Below are 16735 nucleotides of genomic sequence, written 5' to 3' on the forward strand. Positions count from 1 at the left end.
GCTACCGTTCAGGCATGCACAATCACGGTCACGGACATCACGGGCACGGCCACAGCCACGGCGGGCTCGCCGACCTGCTCGACCTCGACGCCGCGGTGCTGCGCGACTACCACGCGGAGATCGTGACCTGGGTCGCCGGCCACGGCCCGGCCCGGCAGATCGCCGACCTCGGCGCCGGGACGGGCGCCGGCACGTTCGGCCTCCTCGCCGCGTTCCCGGACGCCACCGTCACCGCCGTCGACAGCGACGAGTCGATGCTGCACCGCCTCGCCCACCACGCGTCCGGGCGCGGTCTCGGCGAGCGGGTCCGCACCCGGCAGGCCGACCTCGACGCGGGCTGGCCCGCGGACCTGACCGGCTTCGACCTGATCTGGGCCGCGAACTCGATGCACCACATGGCCGACCCGCCCCGCGTCCTGCGCGACATCGCAGCCGCCCTGACCCAAGGCGGCCGCCTCGCGATGTCGGAGCTGGACTCGTTCCCCCGCTTCCTGCCCGACGGCGCCGCGGACGGCCTCGAGGACCGCACCCACGCCGCGATGGCCGCCAAGCGCGAGCAGGACATGCCGCACATGCAGGCGGACTGGGGCGCCCTGATCGAGGCCGCGGGCCTGAAGGTCGCCGCCGAGCGCCGCTTCGCGGTGACCGTGCCGGCCCCGCTGCCGGACCAGGCCGTGTCGTACGCGCGGGCGTCGCTGTCCCGCACCCGCGAGGGCCTCGCCGACGTGCTGCCGGCCGCCGACCTCGCCGCCCTCGACGAGCTGCTCGGCGACGGCCCGCAGTCGCTGTCCCACCGCGCCGACCTCACCATCCGCGCCGCCCGCACCGTCTGGATCGCCCAGCCGGCCTGAGCCGCGCCGGCCTTGGCGATGGTCGCGACGGCGGCCAGGTGCAGCCCGCCGCGGCTGCATGCGACCGCCGCGCCGGCTGGGTCGCCGGGCCGGCCTGAGTCGCGCCGGCCTTGGCGATGGCCGCGACGGTAGCCAGGTGCGGCCCGCCGCGGCTGCACGCGACCGCCGCGCCGGCTGGGTCGCCGAGCCGGCCTGAGGCGGAGGTCAGCCTTCGACGAGGGCGGTGACGTCCCACAGGCGGGCCGCGTCGCCGCCGGTGGCCAGGAGCCGGCCGTCGGGGCTGAACGCGACCGCCGCCCGCGCGTGCGGCAGCGGGTCGCCGACGGCCCGGCCGGTCGTGGTGTCCCAGATCAGCACGCCCCGGGGCTCGGCGGCGGCGAACCAGCGGCCGCCCGGGGCGAGCGCGCCGCGGTAGGCCATCGCGGGCAGGGTGACGACCGGGACGCCGGTGTGCGGGTCGACCACCAGGACGGTGTCGCTCGTCGCCTCCACGGCCAGTCGATCGCCCTCCGGGCTGAGCGCGCACATCTGGCCGAACGACTGCTCGGTGTGGTACTCGCGCACCAGCCGGCCCGTCTCGGCTTCCCAGCAGCCCCACTGGCCGGTGCGGCCCGGCCCGTAGAGCAGGGTTCCGGTTGCGTCGAGGGCCACGTCGTTGGAGGCGTGCAGCCCGCTCAGCTGGGCCAGGGGCCGCCACTGGCGGGTGTCGGCCGAGGCCATGTGACCGACGTTGATCGCACGGCCGTCGGTGAGGGCCGCGACCCGGCGCCGGTCCCCGCTGGCGGCCAGCCGGTTCACCCGCCCGTCGAAACTGCCGTGGGCGTCCCGGCCCTGCTCGAGGTCCCAGAACGTGGTGCCGCCGGTGTGGAACCGCACGACGAGGGCCGCGCCGCCGCCGGCGAACACGACCTGGCTGACGAATGTGCGGAACCCGGCCTGCGCCGTCTGCCTGCCCGTCGCCGTTTCGCAGACGGTTACCACGGTGTCGCGGGCGAACGCGAGCAGCGAGCCGTCGGCGTTGAAGGCCACGGAGGTCACGCCGTCGGTGTGCAGCGGCGGCGCGGCCCGCAGCCGCCTGGCCGCCGGGTGCTCGGCCACCGCGCATTGCTCGGCCCCGGCACCCGCTCCAGCGGCACTCGCTTCAGCGGCACTCGCTTCAGCGGCACTCGCTTCAGCGGCACTCGCTTCAGCGGCACCCGCTTCAGCGGCACCCGCTCCAGCGGGGTCGGCGACCGGTCCAGCGGTGACCGGTCCAGCGGCGGCGGGTCCAGCGGCGGCGGGTCCAGCGGCGGCGGGTCCAGCGGCGGCGGCCGGTCCGGCGGCGGCCGGTCCGGCGGCGGCGGCCGGTCCGGCGGCGGCGGCCGGTCCGGCGGCGGCGGCCGGTCCGGCGGCGGCGGTGGGTCCGGCGGCCGGGTCGGTCACAGTGGTCGGGCCGGCGGTGGCCAGCCAGTCGCCGGGGGCGACCCGCGCGCCGGGCAGCGTGTGCCAGGCGCGCAGCACGCCGGTGGTGTCGCCCGCGTTGAGCCGCCACAGGCTGCCGTCGGCGTGGCGGACCACGGCCAGGTCGGCGCCGGCCGCGATCGGCTCGCCGGGCTCGGTCAGGCGGCGGACCAGGGTGGCCGTGCCGCCGCCGGGCAGGGTCCAGCGCAGCGGGGTCTCGTCCGGGCCGGGCGGGACCGGTGTCACCCGGCGGCCGGCGGCGTGGCGGGCCCATTCGGCGGCGCCGAGGACCACCGCGAGTTCCGGGTCCTCGGCCCGGTGCACCGGGCGGCCCAGCGCCGCGGCGACCGCGTCGGCGACCGCCGGGACCCGTGACGAGCCGCCGACCAGCAGGACGCCGGCGAGGTCGGCCGGCGCGACGCCCGCGGTGTGCAGCAGTTCCCGGCACGCCTCGACGGTCCGGCCGATCAGCGGCGCCACGGCCGCGGTGAGCTCGTCGCGGCGCAGGCGGACCGGGTCGGCGTCGGCGGCGAAGTAGTCCTCGACGTCGGGGCGGTCGGTGAGCTGGTGCTTGAGCCCGCGGACGAAGTCGGCCAGCTGCAGGCGCAGCCGGAGCCCGGCCGGTCCGGGCAGCGGCGCCGGTACCGGGATGCGGGCCGCGATGAGGGCGTCGATGTCCCGCCCGCCGGCGTCGGCGAGGCTGGTGTGGCCGAGCACGTCGTGGCGGGCGCGGACGAGGGCGGCGTCGAAGGTACCGCCGCCGAAATCGTGGACGAGCACCAGGGCGTCGGCGGCGAACCCGGGCCCGGCCACCGGGGCGAGGGCGGCCGCGACCGGTTCGGCCAGCAGCTCCACTTCGGTGAAACCGGCCGTTCCCCGGCGGCGAGCATGAGGTCCCGGCGCGGGTCGTCGGTGGTCACCGAGGCGGGGACGGTGAGCACGAGGCGGTCGAGCGGGCCGTCGTGCAGCCGGGCGGCCTGCTCGCGGACCGCGGCGAGGAGGTGGGCGACGAGGGCGTGCACCGGATAGGCGCGCCCGCCCAGCGGGATCGGGGCCGCCTCGCCCAGGTCGCGCTTGAACTCGGCCCGGTACGCGGCCGGGTCGGCCCGTTTGCGGCGCTCGGCCGCGGTGCCCACGAGCAGCGTGTCGCCGTCGGTGCAGACCGCCGACGGCCACGCGTACAGGCCGCTCGCCGGCTCCTTGATCAGCTGGATGCGGTCGCCGGTGACGAGGGCGGCCGCCGTCGAGGTGGTGCCGAAGTCGACCACGAGCACGGCCCATGATCCCACATCCGGGTCCCGAAAAGTTTTCGGCAACCGCGCCCGGCAACCGCGCCCGGCAACCGCGCCCGGCAACCGCGCCCGGCAACCGCGCCCGGCAACCGCGCCCGGCAACCGCGCCCGGCAACCGCGCCCGGCAACCGCGCCCGGCAACCGCGCCCGGCAACCGCGCCCGGCAACCGCGCCCGGCAACCGCGCCCGGCAACCGCGCCCGGCAACCGCGCCCGGCAACCGCGCCCGGCAAGCGGCGCCCGGCAAGCGGCGCCCGGCAAGCGGCGCCCGGCAACCGCGCCCGGCAAGCGGCGGTCAGCGGGCCGGGGCGACGCCGGTGGACTCGCGCACGACGAGGCGGCCGGGCTGGCGTACGACGCCGGAGTGCTGCTCGCCGTCCAGCACCGCGAACAGGTGCTGCACCGCCGTCGCGCCGAGTTGTTCCAGGTTCAGGTCCACCGTGGTCAGCGGCGGGCGGCACTCGGTGGCGAAGACCTCCCAGTTGTCGTAGCCGACCAGGGCCACGTCGTCCGGGACCGAGCGGCCCAGTTCCCGCAGCGCCTCCGCCGCGCCCGAGGCGATCTGGTCGTTGCCGCAGAAGATGGCGTCGACGTCCGGGTGGGCGGCGAGCAGCCGGGCGGTGGCGTGCCGGCCCCAGCGCTGCGACCACTGGCCGAACAGCGGTTCCCCGGCCGGGGCCAGCCCGGCGGTGTCGAGGACCTCGGCGAACGCGGCGGCGCGGTCGCGGGCGGCCCGGTAGCCGGGGTCGCCGGTGATGTGCGCGATGCGTTTGCGGCCCAGCGACACCAGGTGCTCGGCGGCCAGGCGCGCGCCGCCGGCGTCGTCGGCGATGATGGAGATGTCGGACGGGTCGTCGGACTCGCAGTACGCGTAGACGACCGGGACCGGGATGTCGCGGGTCAGCGACGGGCGCAGGTCGTTGGCGTCGCCGAGGATGATGAAGCCGTCGACCTGGCGGGCCAGCAGGGTGCGGATGTAATGCCGGCGGCGGATCGCGTCGCCGCGGGCGTCGCACAGCAGGACGCTCATCTGCTCGTTGCCCAGCGCGTTCTCGGCGCCGAGCAGGACCGGGATGGCGAAGCGGGCGGCCGACAGCTCGTCGGTGAGCAGCCCGATGGTGCGGGTGTTGCCCGAGATGAGGCCGCGGGCCAGCACGTTGGGCTGGAACGCCAGCTCCTCGGCGGCCTGCTGGACCCGCCGCCGGGTCGCCGGGGCCACCTCGCCGCGCGCGTTGAGCGCCTTCGAGGCCGTCGCGATCGAGACCCCGGCGCGTTTGGCCACGTCAGTCAGGGTCACCTGCGCCCGCTTCCTACCCACGAAGCAACGTCCTTTCGAAAACTTTTCGGGCAGCATAGCGAACGGCAGGACGCCGTCACAACTGTCACACCGACTGTATGAGCGAAAATAGACCGTTGACACGACCCCGGCCTGCTGCCACCATTCCCGAAAAGGTTTTCGAGGTATTCGGGAAAGGTGGTGGCCGTGACAGCCCATCCGGGACCTGTCGCGCCCGCGCGCGGGGCGCTGCGGCCCGTCGGAACGCACCAGGTGCGCTTCACCGGCGGGTTCTGGGGACAGCGCCAGGCGGTCAACGGCACCGCCACCATCGAGCACTGCACGTTCTGGCTGGACCGCCTCGGCTGGACCGGCAACTTCCGCGACCCGGAGACCTCGCTGCGCCGGCGCGGGCGGGAGTTCTCCGACTCCGAGGTGTACAAGCTCACCGAGGCGGCCAGCTGGGAGACCGGCCGGCCCGGCGGCACCGACCACACCGCGCTGCTGAGCGAGCTCGCCGGGCTCATCGCCGGGGCCCAGGACGCCGACGGCTACCTGCACACCGCCTACGGCCGCCCCGGGCAGCCGGGCCGCTACAGCGACCTGAACTTCGGCCACGACCTCTACTGCGCCGGGCACTTCCTGCAGGCCGCCGTGGCCGCGCACCGCACCGGCGCCGCCCCGCAGCTGCTCGACGTGGCCCGCCGGGTCGCCGACCACGTCTGCGAGCGGTTCGCCACCGAGGGCTTCGACGGCCACCCCGAGATCGAGCCGGCCCTCGTCGAGCTCTACCGGATCACCGGCGAGCGGCGCTACCTCGAGCAGGCGGCGCGGTTCATCGACCGCCGCGGCCGGCGCAGCCTGCCCGAGCACGAGTTCGGGTGGCGGTACTTCCAGGACGACACCCCCGTGCGCGAGGCCGAGGTGTTCGGCGGGCACGCCGTGCGGGCGCTGTATCTGGCGTGCGGGGCGGTCGACGTGGCGGTCGAGACCGGCGACGACGAGCTCCTCGACGCCGTCGTGCGGCAGTTCGCGCGGACCCTGGCCCGGCGCACCTACCTCACCGGCGGGATGGGCTCGCGCCACCTCGACGAGGCGTTCGGCGACGACTTCGCGCTGCCGCCCGACCGCGCCTACTCCGAGACCTGCGCCGGCGTCGCCACCGTCATGCTCGCCCACCGGCTGCTGCTGGCGACCGGCGACAGCCGCTACGGCGACGTCGTGGACCGGGTGCTGCACAACGTGATCGCGGCCGCGGTCGCGGACGACGGCCGGTCCTTCTTCTACGCCCACACCCTGCACCAGCGCACCCGGGCCGAGGTCCCGTCGGCCGAGCACGAGCAGCTGCGCTTCGGCGGCGGGCAGCGGGCGCCCTGGTTCGAGGTGTCGTGCTGCCTGACCAACGTCGCCCGGCTGACCGCCTCCCTCGGCACCTACTTCGTCACCGAGACCGCCGACGGGGTGCAGATCCACCAGTACGCCCCGATGACCGTCGACGCCGCCGGTCTTCGCCTGCAGGTCGACACCGCCTATCCGGAGGACGGCACCGTCACCGTCACCGTCCTGGAAGCGCCGGACACCGAGCGCACCGTCGCGCTGCGCGTCCCGCAGTGGGCGGGCGGCGGGCAGCACGCCGAGCGGCGGGTCTTCGCCGCCGGCGAGCAGATCGTCCTCGACCTGCCGGTGCGGCCCCGCTGGACGTTCCCCGACCCGCGCGTCGACGCCGTGCGCGGGTGCGCCGCCGTCGAGGTCGGCCCGGTCGTCATGTGCGCCGAGTCCATCGACCAGGAGGACGGGGTCAACCTCGACGAACTGCAGGTCGACACGTCGGTCGCCCCTGAGTCCGGCGCGGTGAAGGGACGCGCCGTCCGGCCGGTCGAGCACACCTGGCCGTACCGCGACCGCACCACGGCGACCGAGCGCCCCGAGCCGATCGTCGTGCCGCTCGTGCCGTACCACCGCTGGGCCCGCCGTGGCCCGTCCACGATGCGCGTCTGGCTGCCCACCACACCGTCGTAACCCGACTCCCGAGGAGGTGACGCGATGCCACACCCCCGCTGGAAATCCAGGCTGGCACTCGCGCTCACGACCGTCCTGACCGCCTCGACCGCCGCCGTCGTCACGTCCGCCACGCCGGCGGCAGCGGCCCAGACCATCGGCTATCCCACGTTCACCGGCGCGGCCAACGTGCCGGCCGCGCCGGTCGGCTACACGACCGGCAACATGATGCAGGCCGCGTACAACGCCGAGAGCGGCGGCACCGACTTCTGGATCGACCGGATGCTCGGCCGCACCGGCGGCTCGGACCCGGCCGACGCCGACGGCGCCATCCTCATGACCCGCGGCCGCGCGCTGTTCATGAAGACGTACAACCCCGGCGTCATGGGCTTCGCCGGGCAGGTCGCCTACTGGGAGAGCATCAGCAACGCCAACGCCTACTCCATCACGGCGAGCCCGGGCACGTTCACCGAGCAGACGTCGCAGCGCTTCCAGGCGCCCAGCTACGCCAAGAGCGTGTTCAACAGCGGCTCGGTGTCCATCACCCAGCAGAAGTTCATCACGAACAACAACGTGGCCGTGACCAACCTGTCGATCAAGAACAACGGCACCGCGTCGACCACGATCTCGCTGCGGGCCGTCTCGCCGTACGCGACCAGTGGCAGCGGCAACGAGCTGACCGGCACCGCGGGCACCAAGAACAGCCTCACCACGCTGCAGACGAAGCTGTCCGGGGACGGCTTCGCGGTCTCCTCCGGCGGGCTCAACCGCTCGCTCACCATCGCGGCCGGCGCCACCGCCACGGCCAAGGTCGTCATGGGCTTCATCGCGAGTGAGCTGCCGGAGTCGGCCACCGAGTACTCGGCGTACGCCGGCTACTCCAACGCCACCGCGTTCGCCACCCACGTGCGCGCCTACAACCAATGGTGGGCCGACAACATCCCGTACTTCGACTCGCCCGAGCCGGCGCTGACGAAGAACTACTACTACCGCTGGTGGCTCATGCGGTTCAACAACCTCGACGCGAACATCCCGGGGCAGACGTTCCAGTTCCCGACGTCCGTCGAGGGCGCGCTGGGCTACAACAACGCCATCGCGCTGACCCAGCCGATGCACATCGACGACCTGAAGTACCTGCGGACGCCGCTGTACGCCTACGGCGACTGGCTGTCGGTCGGGCAGGTCTCCAAGAACGGCCGGTTCGTGGACAACCCCGGCGACCCGGAGAACTGGTCGAACAGCTACACCCAGTACATCGCCGAGGCGGCCTGGCGCAGCTACCAGATCCACGGCGGCCAGCCGGCGCTCGCCCAGAACCTCGCCAAGTACGCCGAGGGCGACGTGAAGGGCCAGCTGGCGACGTACGACAGCAACAACAACAAGCTCATCGAGTACGACTGGGGCGCGCTGACCGGCAACGACGCCGACGCGGTGTCGTTCCACTGGCGGGCCGGGAAGATGGACCGCGGCGAGGCGGCCTATCAGTACAGCGGCGCCCGCGCGGCGGCCCAGGCCTACGCGGCCGTGGGCAACACCGCCAAGGCGGCCGAGATGAACACGCTCGCCGACCAGATCCAGGCCGCGATCGTCAACGTGCTGTGGAACCCCAGCCACAACCTGTTCGAGAACCGGATGGCCTCCGACGGGGCGTTCAACCCCTGGAAAGAGATCAACATCTACTACCCGTTCGCGGTCGGTGCCATCCCCAACACCACGCAGTACAAGCAGGCCCTGCGGCTCTTCGACGACCCGGCGCAGTACCCGATCTTCCCGTTCTACACCGCCAACCAGGCGGACAAGGCGGCCTCGGGCACCGGCAGCAACAACTTCTCCACCATCAACTCCACGGTGCAGTTCCGGCTGCTGAGCTCGGCGCTGCGCAACTACCCGACCACGTACCTGACCAACGACTGGTACAAGAAGCTGCTGTACTGGAACGCCTGGGCGCAATACGTGGGCGGCAACGTGGCCTACCCCGACGCCAACGAGTTCTGGGCCAACTGGAACGGCTCGTCCATCACCTACCGCTCCTGGATTCACCACAACATCCTGGGCAGCAGCAACTGGACGCTCATCGAGGACGTCGCCGGCCTGCGCCCGCGCAACGACGCGAAGGTCGAACTGTCCCCGATCAACATCGGCTGGGACCACTTCACCGTCAACAACCTGCGCTACCGCAACGCCGACCTCACCATCGTGTGGGACGACCCGGCCGACGGCGTGACCCGCTACCCGGGCGTGCCGCAGGGCTACAGCATCTTCATCAACGGCACCCGGGTGGCGACCGTCAACTCGCTCGTGCCGTTCACCTGGGACCCCGCCACCGGTGCCGTCACCACCTCCGGCACCGTCGCCTACAGCCAGGCCTACTCCGGGCTGCAGGCGCCGACGCAGGTCGTGCAGAGCGACAGCCGGGTCGTGGACATCATGGCCAAGGCCGGCGTCGACAACGCCACCAGCCCGCCGACCAACCTGGTCACCGGCGCGACCGTCTCGGCCTCCTACACGGGCTCCGGCACGTCGACCGGCGGCGCCAGCGACGGGTACCCGACCAACGAGCCCTACTGGGGCGCCGGCGGCTCGCCGAACAGCCAGGACTGGTACGAGGTCAACTTCGGCACCGCCCGCACCGTGAACGAGGTCCGGCTGTACTTCAAGGACAGCCGCCCCGCCTCGGCCACCTATCGGGCGCCGTCGGCGTACGACATCCAGTACTACAACGGCAGTGCCTGGGTCAGCGTGCCCAGCCAGGCCAAGAGCCCGAGCACCCCGAAGGGCAACTACAACCTGGTGACGTTCCCGGCGGTGAGCGCCCAGCGCGTGCGGGTGCTGGCGACCAACGCCTCCGGGGCGAAGACCGGCCTCACCGAGATCAAGGTGTACAACCGGGGCGGCACCCAGCCCCCGCCGGTGACGAACCTGGCGCTGAGCGCGACGCCGGTCTGCTCGTACACCTCGAGCTGGGAAAGCTGCGCGGCGATCAACAACGGTGACGAGCCGGCGAGCTCCAACATCGGCGCCGCGAACGACGGCTCCCGGTGGGGGACCTGGCCCAACAGCGGCACCCAGACCGCGGAGCTGCAGTGGTCCACCGCCCAGTCGGTGAACAAGGCGCAGGTGTACTTCTTCGACGACGAGGGCGGCATCGACATGCCCTCGGCGTGGAAGCTGCAGTACTGGAACGGCAGCGCCTACGTCGACGTGGCCGGGGCCAGCGGCTACACGCTGACGAAGAACGCCTACAACACCGTCACCTTCACCGGGGTCTCCACGACGCGGCTGCGGGTGTCGCTGACCGCGACGGGCACCGCCTCGCTGGGGCTGCTCGAGGTCAAGGCGTTCGGCTAGACATGCACACCGTGCGGAGACCTCCGGCGATGCGGGACGTCGCCCACCTCGCCGGGGTCTCCCACCAGACCGTCTCGCGGGTGGTCAACGACCACCCCAACGTCCGGTCGGAGACCCGGGCCCGGGTCCTGGCCGCGATGCGGGCGCTGGACTACCAGCCCAACGTCGCGGCCCGGACCCTGGCCACCAACCGGAGCCAGACGGTCGGGCTCGTCACGTTCGACACCACCCTCTTCGGGCCCTCGTTCATGGTCCACGCCATCGAACGGGCGGCCCGGGAGGCCGGCTACTTCGTCAGCATCGCCAGCGCCCGGGAGCCCGATGTGCCACAGGTCCGCGACGCCATCCGGCGCCTGCGCGAGCAGGCCGTCGAGGGCATCGTCACGCTCGCCCCGGTCGCCGCGGCCTGGACGGCGCTGCGCCAGGAGCCCCTGGACGTGCCGATCGTCGGCCTGGGCATCGTCGGCCCCGACGGCGACGGCGCCGGCGTACCCATGGTCGCCATCGACAATGCCGCCGGAGCCGCCCTCGCGACCCGGCATCTGCTGGCCCTCGGGCACGCGACCGTGCACCACGTGGCCGGCCCGGCCAACTGGCCCGAGGCCAGGGAGCGGCAGGCCGGGTGGCGGACGGCGCTGGAGGACGCGGGGCGCACCGCCCCGGCGGTGCTAGCCGGGGACTGGAGCGCCGCCGCCGGGCACGGCGCCGGGCTCGCCCTGGCCGGGATGCCCGAGGTGACCGCCGTGTTCTGCGCCAACGACCAGATGGCCATCGGCGTACTGCGCGCCCTGCACGAGGCGGGAAGGCCCGTGCCCAGCGACGTCAGCGTCGTCGGCTTCGACGACGTGCCCGAGGCCCCCTACCTGCTGCCCCCGCTGACCACGGTCCGGCAGGACTTCGCCGAGCTCGGCCGGCACAGCCTGGCCCTGCTCGTCGACCAGATCTCGACAGGCTCCCGCGGCGGCGAGCAGTTCCGCTCGGCGCCGAGCCTGATCGTGCGCAGTTCCACCGCCACACCCCTTGCGTATTGAGAACGCTCACAAACAATGAATGGCCTAGGGAAGGGACGATCGTGAAACGCTGGATGGGCAGCATCGTCGCTGCGACGTTAGTGCTCGGCGCCGCCGCGTGCGGGGACGACACGGCGGCCGAGACCCCCGCGAACGCCGACAGCGGCGCCACGCTCACACTGTGGACGCGGGCCGCCACGGAGACCCAGTCGAAGGCCTACGCGGCCGCGTACAACGCCACCCACAAGAACCAGGTCCAGGTCACCGCGTACCCGAACGAGGAGTACCCGGCCAAGCTCGCCTCCGCCGCCGGGGCCAAGGCGCTGCCGGACCTGTTCGCCTCCGACGTCGTGTTCGCGCCGCAGTACGCCTCCCAGGGCCTGTGGCTCGACATCACCGACAAGTTCGGGGCGCTGCCGTTCAAGGACAAGGTCGCCCCCGCGCACGTGCGCAACGGCACCTGGAACAAGAAGGTCTACGCGGTACCGCACACCATCGACATGTCGGTGATGCTCTACAACAAGGACCTGTTCACCAAGGCGGGCCTGGACCCGGAGAAGCCGCCGACGACCCTGCAGGAGTTCGCGGCCGACGCCCGCGCCGTGGACAAGCTCGGCGGGGACGTCAACGGCACGTACTTCGGCGGCAACTGCGGCGGCTGCAACGTCTTCACCCTCTGGCCGTCCGTCTGGGCCGCCGGCGGCGACGTGATGAACGAGGACGGCACCAGCAGCAGCATCAACAGCAAGGACATGGCCGACGTGTTCGCGCTGTACCGCAAGCTCTACGAGGAGGGCGTGGCCGCCCCCGCGTCCAAGGACGAGGCCGGCCCGACCTGGCTCGGCGCCCTGCAGAGCGGCAAGATCGGCATCGCGCCCGGCCCGGCCGCCTGGCTCGGCCTCATCGAGGAGAAGGCGACGTTCAAGCTCGGCGTGGCCCCGATCAGCGGCCTCAACGGCGGCGAGTCGACGTTCGTCGGCGGCGACGCCATCGGCATCGGCGCGACCACCAAGAACGCCGCCGCGGCCTGGGACTTCCTGTCCTGGACCCTCGGCGACGAGGCCCAGGTCGAGGTCATCGCCAAGGGCAAGGGCGTGCCGGTGCGCACCGACCTGGCGGAGAACAAGTACTCCTCCGCCGACCCCCGCGTGGTGAAGATCAACAGCCTGATGGGCAAGGGCAAGACGCCCTACGCCAAGAACTTCAACGCCACCTACAACGACCCCCAGAGCCCGTGGGTGACCGCCTTCCGCGGCGCCCTGTACGGCGACGCCAAGAAGTCCCTCGACGACGGCGCCACCGCCCTCACGGCCTCGCTCAAGAAATAGAGATCTCGAATGACCCTGCTCGTCGACGAGCGGCCGGCGGTCACCCCGCCGGCCGCCCGGCCCCGCCGCCGGATGCGCCGGCAGTGGGTGGGCGCCCTGTACGCCGCGCCCACCGCCTTCATGGTCGGCCTGTTCTTCCTCGTCCCGCTCGGCCTGGTGGCGTGGATGTCGCTGCACCACTGGCCGCTGCTCGGCGCGCCGGAGCTCAACGCGCCGGAGAACTACGCCGGCATGGCCGACGACGAGCTGCTGGCCACCGCGGCATGGTTCACGCTCAAGTACACCGTCGTGGTCACCGTCCTGCTCTTCGCCCTGTCCTTCGGCCTGGCGCTGCTCGTGCAGCACCCCGGCCGCGGCATCGGGCTGCTGCGCACCGCCTACTTCATCCCCGCCGCCGTCGGCTTCGCCAGCGCCTCGCTGCTGTTCCTGGGGCTGCTCAGCGACGAGATCGGCCCGGTCAACGACATCCTGCGCGGGCTCGGGCTGGTCGACGGCTACGTGTCGTTCACCAGCGGCAGCCCGGAGGGTGCCCTCGGCTCCGCGGTCGGGCTGGTGCTGTGGCGCTTCGCCGGGTTCAACATGCTCATCCTGCTCACCGGCCTGCAGTCGATCCCCGTCGACGTCTACGAGGCGGCCAAGCTGGACGGGGCGACCCGCATTCAAACCTTCCGGCGCATCACGGTACCGCTCATGCGCCCCACCCTCGCGCTCGTCCTGACGCTCATGGTGACCGGGTCGCTGCTCGCCTTCGACCAGTTCTGGATCCTCACCCGCGGCGGGCCCGACAACTCCACCACCTCCCTGGTGATGGTCATCTACCGCAAGGCGTTCATCGAGCTCGACCTCGGCTCGGCCGCGGCGATCTCGGTGGTCCTGCTCGTCGTCCTGATCGTGTTCAACGTGGTGCAGCTCGGCATGCTGCGCAGAAGGGGCTGACATGCGACGGCTCACCGGCGCCGCCCTGGCCATCCTGTTCCTGTTCCCGCTCGCCTGGAGTGCCTTCGCCTCCGTGCGGGTCGGTTCCGGGTTCGGGCTGGAGAACTACGCGCGGCTGTTCACCTCCGACAACGGCATCCGCTTCGAACACGTCGTCAACAGCGTCGTGCTCAGCCTGCTCACCGTCGCCGGCACGCTGCTCATCAGCGGCCTGGCCGGCTACGCGTTCGGCCGCTTCGAGTTCCCCGGCAAGAACGCGCTGTTCCTGCTGACCCTCGCGATCCTCATGGTGCCCTACGCGACCATTCTCATCGCGCTGTACGTCCTGCTGGGCTGGATCGGGCTGCAGGACTCCATCATCGGGCTCAGCGCCGTGCTCGTCATGTTCCAGCTGCCGTTCTCGGTGTTCATGATGCGCAACTCCTTCGAGGCCGTGCCCAAGGAGCTCGAGGAGGCCGCGCTGCTGGACGGCTGCGGCAGCTTCCGCGCCCTGACCCGGATCATGCTGCCCGCGGTGAAACCCGGACTCATCACCGTCGGGCTGTTCGCGTTCCTCACCTCGTGGAGCGAGTTCTTCGCGCCGCTGATCCTGCTCAACTCGACCGACAAGTTCACCATGATGCTCGCCGTGGTGAACATGCGCACCGCCACGTTCGGCGCCATCGACTACGCCGCGCTGGAGGCCGGCGTGACGTTCATGGCGGTGCCTTGTCTGGTGCTGTTCCTCATCCTGCAGCGCAGCTACGTCCGCGGCTTCATGTCGGGGGCCCTGCGCGGCTGACCCCCAGTTGGAGGAGCCATGCCCACCCGCCGCACGATTCTCGTCACCGCCACCGCCGGAGCGGCCGCCACCGCTCTGGTCCGCCCGGGAATTGCGTCAGCGGCCAGCCGGCCGGACACCGGAGTCCAGGCCTACGCCTTCCCCCTCACCGCCGTCCAGCTGCTGTCCAGCCCGTTCACCGCCAACACCGGCCGGACCCAGTCCTACCTGCTGTACCTCGACAACGACCGGATGCTGCACACGTTCCGGCTCAACGTCGGGCTCTCCTCGTCCGCCACCGCCTGCGGCGGCTGGGAGTCGCCGACCACCGAGCTGCGCGGGCACTCCCTCGGCCACCTGCTCAGCGCCCTGGCCCAGGCCTACGCCAGCTCCGGCAACACCGCGTTCAAGACCAAGGGCGACGCCATCGTCACCGTCCTCGCCCAGTGCCAGTCCCGCGCGGGCACGGCCGGCTACAACACCGGCTACCTGTCGGCGTTCCCGGAGAGCTTCATCGACCGGGTCGAGGCGCGGCAGTCGGTGTGGGCGCCGTACTACACCCTGCACAAGATCATGGCCGGCCTGCTCGACATGCACCTGCTGGCCGGGAACGCGCAGGCGCTGACGGTACTGACGGGAATGGCGTCCTGGGTCAAGTTCCGCAACGACCGGCTGACGCAGACCCAGCGCCAGAACATGCTCGACACCGAGTTCGGCGGCATGAACGAGGTGCTGACCAACCTGTACCAGCTCACCGGCGACGCCAATCACCTCGCGGCCGCCCAGCAGTTCGACCACGCCGAGATCTTCGACCCGCTCGCCAGCAACACCGACGCGCTGAACAACTACCACGCCAACACCCAGATCCCGAAGATCGTCGGCGCGATCCGCGAATACCACGCCACCGGTACGACCCGCTACCGCGACATCGCCGTGAACTTCTGGGACATCGTCACCAAGCACCACACGTACGCGATCGGCGGCAACTCCAACGGCGAGTACTTCAAGGCCCCCGACCGCATCGCCAGCGAACTGTCGGACTCCACCGCCGAATGCTGCAACGTCTACAACATGCTCAAGCTGACCCGGCAGCTGTTCCTGACCAACCCGGCCCGCGCCGACTACATGGACTACTACGAGAAGGCGCTGTACAACCAGACCCTGGCCTCCCAGGACCCGAACTCCAGCCACGGGTTCCAGTGCTACTACATCCCGCTGCGGGCCGGCGGCATCAAGACCTACAGCAACGACTACAACAGCTTCGTGTGCTGCCACGGCACCGGCATGGAGAGCAACACGAAGTACGGCGACTCCATCTATTTCCATGACGGCGGCAGCATTCTCTACGTCAACCTGTTCATCCCCTCGGTGCTGACCTGGTCCGCGCGCGGCGTCACGATCCGCCAGGACACCACGTTCCCCGAGGCCGGCTCGACCAAGCTCACGGTGACGGGCTCCGGCACGTTCACGGTCAAGGTCCGCATCCCGGCCTGGGCCACCGGCGCGCAGCTCGCGGTGAACGGGGTTTCGGAAACCGTGCCGCAGCCCGGGACCTACGCCACGATCAGCCGCACGTGGGCCTCCGGTGACGTCGTCACGCTTTCGCTGCCGATGGCCCTGACCCGCGAGTCCACCAACGACAACAGCACCGTCCAGGCGGTCAAGGTCGGCCCGATCGTGCTCGGCGGGCTGTTCGGCACCAGCAACCTCTCCGCCCTGCCGGTGCTCAACCCCGCGACGCTCACGGCCACGAGCACCCCGCTGCAATACACGGCCAACGGCGTCACCCTGCAGCCGTTCTACAAGGTCCATGGCCAGCGGTACTCCGTGTACTGGTCGGTCACCGGCGGCCAGACCCTGCCCGCGTTCGTGGCCCACTACCCGTTCGACAACAGCGCCGCCGACGCCACGGGCAACGGCAAGACGGCCACGCTGTCGAACACGACGTACGTCACGGGCCGCACCGGCTCGGCCGTGAATCTCAACGGCACCAACGGGTACGTGTCGCTGCCGGCCGGCATCCTCAACGGCGCCACCGCGTTCTCGATCGCCCTGTGGGTGCGCATCGACACCCTCACCAGCTGGACGAGGGTCTTCGACTTCGGCACCGGCACGGGCGTCAACATGTTCCTGACCCCGCGCTCCAGCACCGGCACCGCCCGCTTCGCCATCACCACCGGCGGCTCCGGCGGCGAGCAGCGCATCGACGCCCCGGCCGCCCTGCCGGTCGGCGCCTGGACCCACGTCGCCATCACCCGCAACGGCAACCTCGGCATCCTGTACGTCAACGGCGCCGAGGTGGCCCGCAACACGGCGATGACCCTGAGCCCGTCGAGCCTGGGCAACACCACGCAGAACTGGCTGGGCCGGTCGCAGTACGCCGACCCGTACCTCGACGGCGCGGTCGACAGCGTCCGGCTCTACAGCCGCGCACTGTCGGCGTCGGAGGTCGCCGGCTTCAACTCCGCCGGGAACTGACAGCACGCCACGCGGCCCC

11 protein-coding genes and 1 pseudogene are annotated in these 16735 nt (G+C 71.9%); 10 read left to right on the forward strand and 2 right to left on the reverse strand.

The features are described from left to right. The first annotated feature begins 14 nt into the window (after nt 1-14). Nucleotides 15-851, forward strand: a complete 837-nt coding sequence (locus tag ACQPZ4_RS18075; RefSeq protein WP_433062192.1) for a class I SAM-dependent methyltransferase — start codon at nt 15-17, stop codon at nt 849-851. A gap of 1086 nt (nt 852-1937) precedes the next feature. Next, a complete protein-coding gene (locus tag ACQPZ4_RS18080) occupies nt 1938-2666 on the forward strand; it encodes a pentapeptide repeat-containing protein (protein WP_433066567.1) in 729 nt (242 codons plus the stop codon). Here ACQPZ4_RS18080 and ACQPZ4_RS18085 read toward each other — a convergent pair. After that, a pseudogene (locus ACQPZ4_RS18085) lies at nt 2616-3146 on the reverse strand (Hsp70 family protein); the annotation flags it as partial. The gene ACQPZ4_RS18080 and the pseudogene ACQPZ4_RS18085 sit on opposite strands and share 51 nt — an antisense overlap. Nucleotides 3147-3253: 107 nt before the next feature. On the opposite strand from ACQPZ4_RS18085, the gene ACQPZ4_RS18090 reads away from it, so the two are divergent. Then, the gene (locus ACQPZ4_RS18090; protein ID WP_433062195.1) at nt 3254-3574 is read left to right on the forward strand and encodes a hypothetical protein; all 321 of its coding nucleotides are present in this window, start codon (nt 3254-3256) and stop codon (nt 3572-3574) included. A 303-nt stretch (nt 3575-3877) separates the two neighbouring features. Here ACQPZ4_RS18090 and ACQPZ4_RS18095 read toward each other — a convergent pair whose 3' ends face one another. Then, nucleotides 3878-4936, reverse strand: coding sequence for a LacI family DNA-binding transcriptional regulator (locus tag ACQPZ4_RS18095; protein ID WP_433062198.1), 1059 nt, complete (start codon nt 4934-4936; stop codon nt 3878-3880). Nucleotides 4937-5065: 129 nt separating this feature from the next. Here ACQPZ4_RS18095 and ACQPZ4_RS18100 point away from each other — a divergent pair, with 129 nt between their 5' ends. The 7 genes from ACQPZ4_RS18100 to ACQPZ4_RS18130 are packed head-to-tail and all read left to right on the forward strand — an operon-like array spanning nt 5066 to nt 16716. Further along, on the forward strand, nt 5066-6877 hold the full coding sequence (locus ACQPZ4_RS18100; protein WP_433062201.1) for a glycoside hydrolase family 127 protein: 1812 nt from the start codon (nt 5066-5068) through the stop codon (nt 6875-6877). A gap of 24 nt (nt 6878-6901) precedes the next feature. After that, nucleotides 6902-10204, forward strand: coding sequence for a galactose-binding domain-containing protein (locus ACQPZ4_RS18105; protein ID WP_433062203.1), 3303 nt, complete (start codon nt 6902-6904; stop codon nt 10202-10204). A gap of 2 nt (nt 10205-10206) precedes the next feature. Further along, nucleotides 10207-11235: a LacI family DNA-binding transcriptional regulator gene (locus tag ACQPZ4_RS18110; RefSeq protein WP_433062205.1), complete on the forward strand. Its 1029-nt coding sequence runs from the start codon at nt 10207-10209 to the stop codon at nt 11233-11235. Between the two features lie 41 nt (nt 11236-11276). Beyond that, nucleotides 11277-12542: an ABC transporter substrate-binding protein gene (locus tag ACQPZ4_RS18115; protein WP_433062208.1), complete on the forward strand. Its 1266-nt coding sequence runs from the start codon at nt 11277-11279 to the stop codon at nt 12540-12542. A 9-nt stretch (nt 12543-12551) separates the two neighbouring features. Beyond that, nucleotides 12552-13478, forward strand: coding sequence for a carbohydrate ABC transporter permease (locus ACQPZ4_RS18120; protein ID WP_433062210.1), 927 nt, complete (start codon nt 12552-12554; stop codon nt 13476-13478). A gap of 1 nt (nt 13479) precedes the next feature. Beyond that, nucleotides 13480-14259, forward strand: coding sequence for a carbohydrate ABC transporter permease (locus ACQPZ4_RS18125; RefSeq protein WP_433062213.1), 780 nt, complete (start codon nt 13480-13482; stop codon nt 14257-14259). Nucleotides 14260-14277: 18 nt separating this feature from the next. Then, nucleotides 14278-16716 carry a beta-L-arabinofuranosidase domain-containing protein gene (locus ACQPZ4_RS18130; RefSeq protein WP_433062215.1) on the forward strand — a complete coding sequence of 813 codons (2439 nt, stop codon included), beginning with the start codon at nt 14278-14280 and terminating at the stop codon, nt 16714-16716. The last annotated feature ends 19 nt before the right edge of the window (nt 16717-16735 follow it).

Origin of the sequence: Dactylosporangium sp. CS-033363 (assembly GCF_050942475.1) — a bacterium.
Classification (GTDB): Bacteria; Actinomycetota; Actinomycetes; order Mycobacteriales; family Micromonosporaceae; genus Dactylosporangium.

Bases quoted from the DNA above. Each gene is read 5' to 3' on its own strand.
- ACQPZ4_RS18095 (WP_433062198.1), bottom strand. From the start codon at position 4,936: ATGCTGCCCGAAAAGTTTTCGAAAGGACGTTGCTTCGTGGGTAGGAAG.
- ACQPZ4_RS18120 (WP_433062210.1), top strand. From the start codon at position 12,552: ATGACCCTGCTCGTCGACGAGCGGCCGGCGGTCACCCCGCCGGCCGCC.
- ACQPZ4_RS18125 (WP_433062213.1), top strand. From the start codon at position 13,480: ATGCGACGGCTCACCGGCGCCGCCCTGGCCATCCTGTTCCTGTTCCCG.
- ACQPZ4_RS18075 (WP_433062192.1), top strand. From the start codon at position 15: ATGCACAATCACGGTCACGGACATCACGGGCACGGCCACAGCCACGGC.
- ACQPZ4_RS18130 (WP_433062215.1), top strand. From the start codon at position 14,278: ATGCCCACCCGCCGCACGATTCTCGTCACCGCCACCGCCGGAGCGGCC.
- ACQPZ4_RS18105 (WP_433062203.1), top strand. From the start codon at position 6,902: ATGCCACACCCCCGCTGGAAATCCAGGCTGGCACTCGCGCTCACGACC.
- ACQPZ4_RS18110 (WP_433062205.1), top strand. From the start codon at position 10,207: ATGCACACCGTGCGGAGACCTCCGGCGATGCGGGACGTCGCCCACCTC.